This is a genomic window from Rhodovulum sp. (assembly GCF_011048875.1).
GTDB lineage: Bacteria > Pseudomonadota > Alphaproteobacteria > Rhodobacterales > Rhodobacteraceae > Rhodovulum > Rhodovulum tesquicola.
This window is the reverse complement of record NZ_DSDD01000133.1, coordinates 1-5,000: the sequence shown is the minus strand read 5'-3', so window position 1 is coordinate 5,000 and position 5,000 is coordinate 1. Positions and strand designations below refer to the sequence as shown.

General features: G+C 67.2%; 5 protein-coding genes, 1 tRNA gene and 2 pseudogenes. 7 read left to right on the top strand and 1 reads right to left on the bottom strand.

The genetic code is table 11. The annotated features are described in order from the left end of the window. From ENN83_RS04530 to ENN83_RS04500, 7 genes and pseudogenes are all read left to right on the top strand, one after another. Positions 1-90: pseudogene (locus tag ENN83_RS04530) on the top strand (3-isopropylmalate dehydratase small subunit); the annotation flags it as partial. 2 nt (positions 91-92) lie between these two features. Continuing rightward, positions 93-1,226, top strand: coding sequence for an endonuclease/exonuclease/phosphatase family protein (locus tag ENN83_RS04525; RefSeq protein WP_287184541.1), 1,134 nt, complete (start codon positions 93-95; stop codon positions 1,224-1,226). Positions 1,227-1,286: 60 nt separating this feature from the next. Continuing rightward, a complete protein-coding gene (leuB, locus tag ENN83_RS04520; RefSeq protein ID WP_287184538.1) occupies positions 1,287-2,390 on the top strand; it encodes a 3-isopropylmalate dehydrogenase in 1,104 nt (367 codons plus the stop codon). Between the two features lie 81 nt (positions 2,391-2,471). Further along, positions 2,472-3,419, top strand: a complete 948-nt coding sequence (locus tag ENN83_RS04515) for a DMT family transporter (RefSeq protein ID WP_287184535.1) — start codon at positions 2,472-2,474, stop codon at positions 3,417-3,419. A gap of 44 nt (positions 3,420-3,463) precedes the next feature. Then, positions 3,464-3,540, top strand: a tRNA-Pro gene (locus ENN83_RS04510). A 420-nt stretch (positions 3,541-3,960) separates the two neighbouring features. After that, positions 3,961-4,095: a hypothetical protein gene (locus ENN83_RS04505; RefSeq protein WP_287184532.1), complete on the top strand. Its 135-nt coding sequence runs from the start codon at positions 3,961-3,963 to the stop codon at positions 4,093-4,095. A gap of 117 nt (positions 4,096-4,212) precedes the next feature. Further along, the gene (locus ENN83_RS04500; RefSeq protein ID WP_287184530.1) at positions 4,213-4,719 is read left to right on the top strand and encodes a hypothetical protein; all 507 of its coding nucleotides are present in this window, start codon (positions 4,213-4,215) and stop codon (positions 4,717-4,719) included. Between the two features lie 182 nt (positions 4,720-4,901). On the opposite strand, the pseudogene ENN83_RS04495 reads toward ENN83_RS04500, so the two are convergent. Continuing rightward, positions 4,902-5,000 (bottom strand): annotated as a pseudogene (locus tag ENN83_RS04495) (IS5/IS1182 family transposase); the annotation flags it as partial.

Below are 5,000 nucleotides of genomic sequence, written 5' to 3'. Positions count from 1 at the left end.
GGGCTCGACGACATCGGCCTGACGCTGGAGAAGGCCCCGGCGATTGCCGCCTTCGAGTCGCGGATGGCGCAGGAACGGCCCTGGGTCTGAGCATGTATCCGGCTGCCCTGCTTCGGGTGGCGGCCGGGCTGGCCGTGGCGCTGTGGCTCGCTGTCGGGATGGCGGCAGCGGCCGATCTGCGCGTTGCGGCCTATAGCTCGGGGCTTGCGCGCAAGGGGCCGGGGCTGCTGCTGGCGGACATCGCCGGCGGCAAGGATGCGCAGGTTGCCGCGGTGGTCGAGGTGATCGCCGCCACGCGCCCCGACATCCTGCTTCTGCTCGATTTCGACTATGACATGGACGGGCTGGCGATGCGGGCGCTCGCCGACCTGCTGCGCGCGCGCGATCTGGACTATCCGTACCTGTTCGCGCTGAAGCCGAATACCGGGATGCGCACCGGGCTCGATCTGGACGGCGACGGGCGGGCGAACGGGCCGCGCGACGCGCAGGGCTTCGGCTATTTCCCCGGCCAGGGCGGCATGGCGCTGTTCTCGCGCTACCCGGTCGAGGCGGCCGGCGTGCGCGATTTCTCGGGCCTGCTCTGGGCCGAGTTGCCGGGGGCCACGCAGCCGCAGGTGGACGGCCGGCCGTTTCCCTCGGCCGAGGCGCAGGCGGTGCAGCGTCTGTCCACGACCGGCCACTGGGTCGTGCCGGTGCGGGTGGGCGAGACCACGATCCGCCTTCTGGCCTTTCACGCGACGCCGCCGGTCTTCGACGGTCCCGAGGACCGGAACGGGCTGAGGAACCGTGACGAGCTGCGGCTCTGGACGCTTTTCCTCGACGGCGCACTGCCCGGCGTGCCCGCGCCTGACGGCCCCTTCGTGGTGCTGGGCAACGCCAATCTTGACCCCGCCGACGGCGACGGACGCAGTGCGGCGATGGCGGCCTTTCTCGCCGATCCGCGTCTGACCGATCCCATGCCCCGGTCCGAGGGCGGCGCCCTTGCCGCGGCGGTTCAGGGCGGCGTCAACGCGACCCACCGTGGCGATCCCGCGCTCGATACCGCCGACTGGGACGATGCCGCGCCCGGCGATCCGGGCAATCTGCGGGTGGATTACGTGCTGCCCTCGGCCGATCTGACCGTCACCGGTGCGGGTGTCTTCTGGCCTGCCGATGGGCCGATGGCCGAGACCGTCGCAGCCGCCTCGCGCCACCGGCTGGTCTGGGTCAACCTCCGTCTGCCTTGACCCGGCGGGGGCCAGCGGCTACGCCGCATCCCGACCCTTCAGGACAAGGACAGGCCGCCAATGACGAACACCCTTCTGATCCTTCCCGGCGACGGCATCGGCCCCGAGGTGATGGCCGAGGTCATGCGCATCATCGACTGGTTCGGTACGCGTCGCGGGCTGAACTTCGACGTCTCCGAGGATCTGGTGGGCGGCGCGGCCTATGACGTGCACGGGGTTCCGCTGGCCGATGCCACGATGGCCAGGGCGCAACAGGTGGACGCGGTGCTGCTGGGCGCCGTCGGCGGGCCGAAATACGACGCGCTCGATTTCAGCGTAAAGCCCGAGCGCGGGCTTCTGCGGCTGCGCAAGGAAATGGACCTCTTTGCCAACCTGCGCCCCGCGCAATGCTTCGACGCGCTGGCCGATTTCTCGTCTCTGAAGCGCGAGGTGGTCTCGGGGCTCGACATCATGATCGTGCGCGAACTCACCTCGGGCGTCTATTTCGGCGAACCCCGCGGCATCTTCGAGGAGAACGGCGAGCGGGTGGGCATCAACACCCAGCGTTACACCGAATCCGAGATCGACCGGGTGGCACGGGCGGCCTTTGAACTGGCGCGCAAGCGCGGCAACAAGGTCTGCTCGATGGAGAAGGCCAACGTGATGGAATCGGGAATCCTCTGGCGCGAGGTGGTGCAGCGCGTCCACGACACCGATTACCCGGATGTGGAGCTGTCCCACATGTATGCCGACGCGGGCGGGATGCAGCTCTGCCGCTGGCCCAAGCAGTTCGACGTGATCGTGACCGACAACCTGTTCGGCGACCTGCTGTCCGACGTGGCGGCGATGCTGACCGGCTCGCTGGGAATGCTGCCGTCGGCCAGCCTCGGCGCGCCAATGGCGAACGGTCGGCCCAGGGCGCTTTATGAGCCGGTGCATGGGTCCGCCCCCGACATCGCCGGGCAGGGCAAGGCCAATCCCTGCGCCTCTGTCCTGAGCTTTGCTATGGCGCTGCGCTATTCGTTCGACCAGGGCGAGGAGGCGACGCGGCTGGAAAAGGCCGTGGAAAAGGTGCTGGCAGAGGGCGTGCGCACCGCCGACCTGATGCAGGCCGAGGGCGCGATCCCGGTCAGCACGAGCGGCATGGGCGACGCAATCCTGGCTGCGCTTGACGCAAGCCTCTAGGCAACCTTGCGGCGCGCGGGGGCTTGCCAGCGTGCCGCGATCGGGAAAGGCTCGTCCGGTCCCCGGGCGAGAGTCGGTCCGATGAACCCTGCCAATATCCGCGGCGCGGGCCTTGCGCTGGCCGGTTTTGCCGTCTTCTCGCTGCACGATGCGGTGGTCAAGGCGCTGGGCGCCCATTACCACGCGATCCAGATCGTGTTCTTCAGCGTGCTGATCGGCTTTCCGCTGGTCGTCCTGATGCTGATCCGCGAACGCGACGGCAGCCTGCGCCCGCGCCGCCCGTTCTGGACGGCGCTGCGCACCGTGGCCGTCATGGCGACGATGCTCAGCGCGTTCTACGCCTTCTCGGCGATTCCCTTTGCGCAGGCCTATGCGATCATCTTCGCCACGCCGCTGATCATCACCGCGCTGTCGGTGCCGATCCTCGGCGAACGGGTGGGGCTGCGGCGCTGGGCGGCGGTAGTGCTGGGCCTGATCGGCGTGCTGATCGTGCTGCGGCCCGGGGCGGATGCGGGGCTTGGCCCGGGCCATCTGGCCGCGCTGGTCGCGGCGGGGGCGGGGGCGCTGGTCGCGGTCATCATGCGCAAGATCGGCAACGAGGAACGCAGCGCGGTGCTGCTGCTCTATCCGATGCTGGCCAATGCCGCGGTGACTGGCTGCCTTCTGCCCTTCGTCTACCAGCCGATGGCGATCGCGCATCTGGGCGGCATGGGGCTTGTGGCGCTGGGCGCGCTGGGGGGGATGCTATTGATGATCTTGGCCTACCGCGCGGGCGAGGCGGGCGCGGTCGCGCCGATGCAGTATTCCCAGATGCTCTGGGCGGTGGGTCTGGGCATGCTGCTGTTCGACGAGACTCCGGATGCCGCGACAATGCTGGGCTCGGCGGTGATCGTGGCCAGCGGGCTTTTCGTCTTCCTGCGCGAGGGGCGCGGCCGGGTCTCGATCACGCGGCCCGCGCTCCATTCCGCCGATCGCCCCGGCCTCGCCCCTGAGCACGCCGCGCATTCCGCGCCCCGACCCCCGGATTGACCCTTGCCAAAGGGAACGGCGCGCGCTAATCCGCGTTCCACGGTCGGAGTGTAGCTCAGCCTGGTAGAGCACTGTCTTCGGGAGGCAGGGGCCGGAGGTTCAAATCCTCTCACTCCGACCAAGAAAATAAGGGCTTCCAACCTTCGTTCGTGGTTGTCGACGCCCTGCGTTTCTGGGACCGTACCCAGATATGAGCTTTCCTTAATCGAAACCGGGACGGCTGAGCGCGCCTTCGGCGCAGCGTGACGTTGGCGGGCAAGCCTTGGCCAGGGAGGCCGAGCCGCGCCGCCCGTCCGGTCGAAGTCTGCGGGCTGGTGCGTTGCCGCGATTGTTCGCAGTTCCGCATCATCCCTCCACCTGCTGCGAGGGCGATGTTGTTCCTGGCAAGCCTGCTTCGCCTGTGTCCGAACGGAAAGCGCCCTGCCAACTGGTTGGAGGCGGGGCGCTTGCTGCAAGTACAGGCCGATGCCGGCGGCGTTTCATCGGCGTCCCTTGCGCCCCCCGAGGTTGACGGCGGAAAGGGCATTTCCCGAAAGTTCGGATGGTGGTGCGCGTACTCGCTTTCGATCAAGTCGGCTGCCGCACCGAAAAAGCCCGCGGCTTCCTTCTGTCTCAGGAAGCCTCGAACATCACCGGTTCCACCTACAACACCGACGGCGGCTTCACGATCTTCTGACAGCTCGGCGGGGATCCTGGGCGGTCTTGGGCTTGCCTGGCCTTTCCTGCTTGCGGGCTGCCGGCGGCCCGTGCCGGCAACGATTCAAACGAACAGGAGCAAAGTGGGCGGGCCCGAATGGACCATGACCATCCCGAAGAAACCGATGGGTGGCAGCGCTTCGACCGAGCTGCTTTCGGTCTGATCTATGGCGCCATAACGGTGCTGAGTATCGCGATGGGGGTTGCGGACCATTCCGAGGCACCCTTTGACACCGCGGCAATGTTGTTCGGCTCGGTTCTTGCGATCACATTGGCAAAGGCATTCGCCGAGTTGTTGTCGCATGCTCTGGACTTCAAGAAACATATCACCCGAATGGACTGGCGCGATGCCTGGCGGCACAGTCGCCCCACGCTTGCCGTGGCAAACGTGCCGACGCTGCTTTTCATTATGGCGGGGTTTGGCTGGGTTCTCCCTGAGACGGCACGGACCCTGTCGCAAGGTTTGTGTGTGTTTCTTCTTGCTGCGCTCGGTGCCCGTGTGGGCTGGGTCCTGGAAGGAAACGTCCTCTCGGCCGTGCTGGGCGCAGTCTTCGCGGGAGGCGCGGGTCTCGCTCTGGCGCTGATGAAGTTCGTAATCCATTGAACTCTCGTTCCGCGCACGGCGAAAGAGCCGCAAACCGTCGCGCCATGGGCAACTTTCCAGGCCGGCTTGCCATCGGTTCGCGCCCTATTGTTCCGTATGCGGACCCTGTTGCGCGAATTGGGTGAAGGCCAAGCTTCCCCTTTTCCCGGGCACACCAACCTAGGCTCCAGACTCATTGATCTTCAAAGCCAGAAGATGACGGTTGCGGCGAGGGCGACGGCGGAGAGGAACGTCGTGGCGCACCTGTCATAGCGTGTGGCGATGCGGCGCCAGTCCTTCAG

Bases quoted from the DNA above. Each gene is read 5' to 3' on its own strand.
- ENN83_RS04500 (WP_287184530.1), top strand. From the start codon at position 4,213: ATGGACCATGACCATCCCGAAGAAACCGATGGGTGGCAGCGCTTCGAC.
- ENN83_RS04525 (WP_287184541.1), top strand. From the start codon at position 93: ATGTATCCGGCTGCCCTGCTTCGGGTGGCGGCCGGGCTGGCCGTGGCG.
- ENN83_RS04505 (WP_287184532.1), top strand. From the start codon at position 3,961: ATGGTGGTGCGCGTACTCGCTTTCGATCAAGTCGGCTGCCGCACCGAA.
- leuB (WP_287184538.1), top strand. From the start codon at position 1,287: ATGACGAACACCCTTCTGATCCTTCCCGGCGACGGCATCGGCCCCGAG.
- ENN83_RS04515 (WP_287184535.1), top strand. From the start codon at position 2,472: ATGAACCCTGCCAATATCCGCGGCGCGGGCCTTGCGCTGGCCGGTTTT.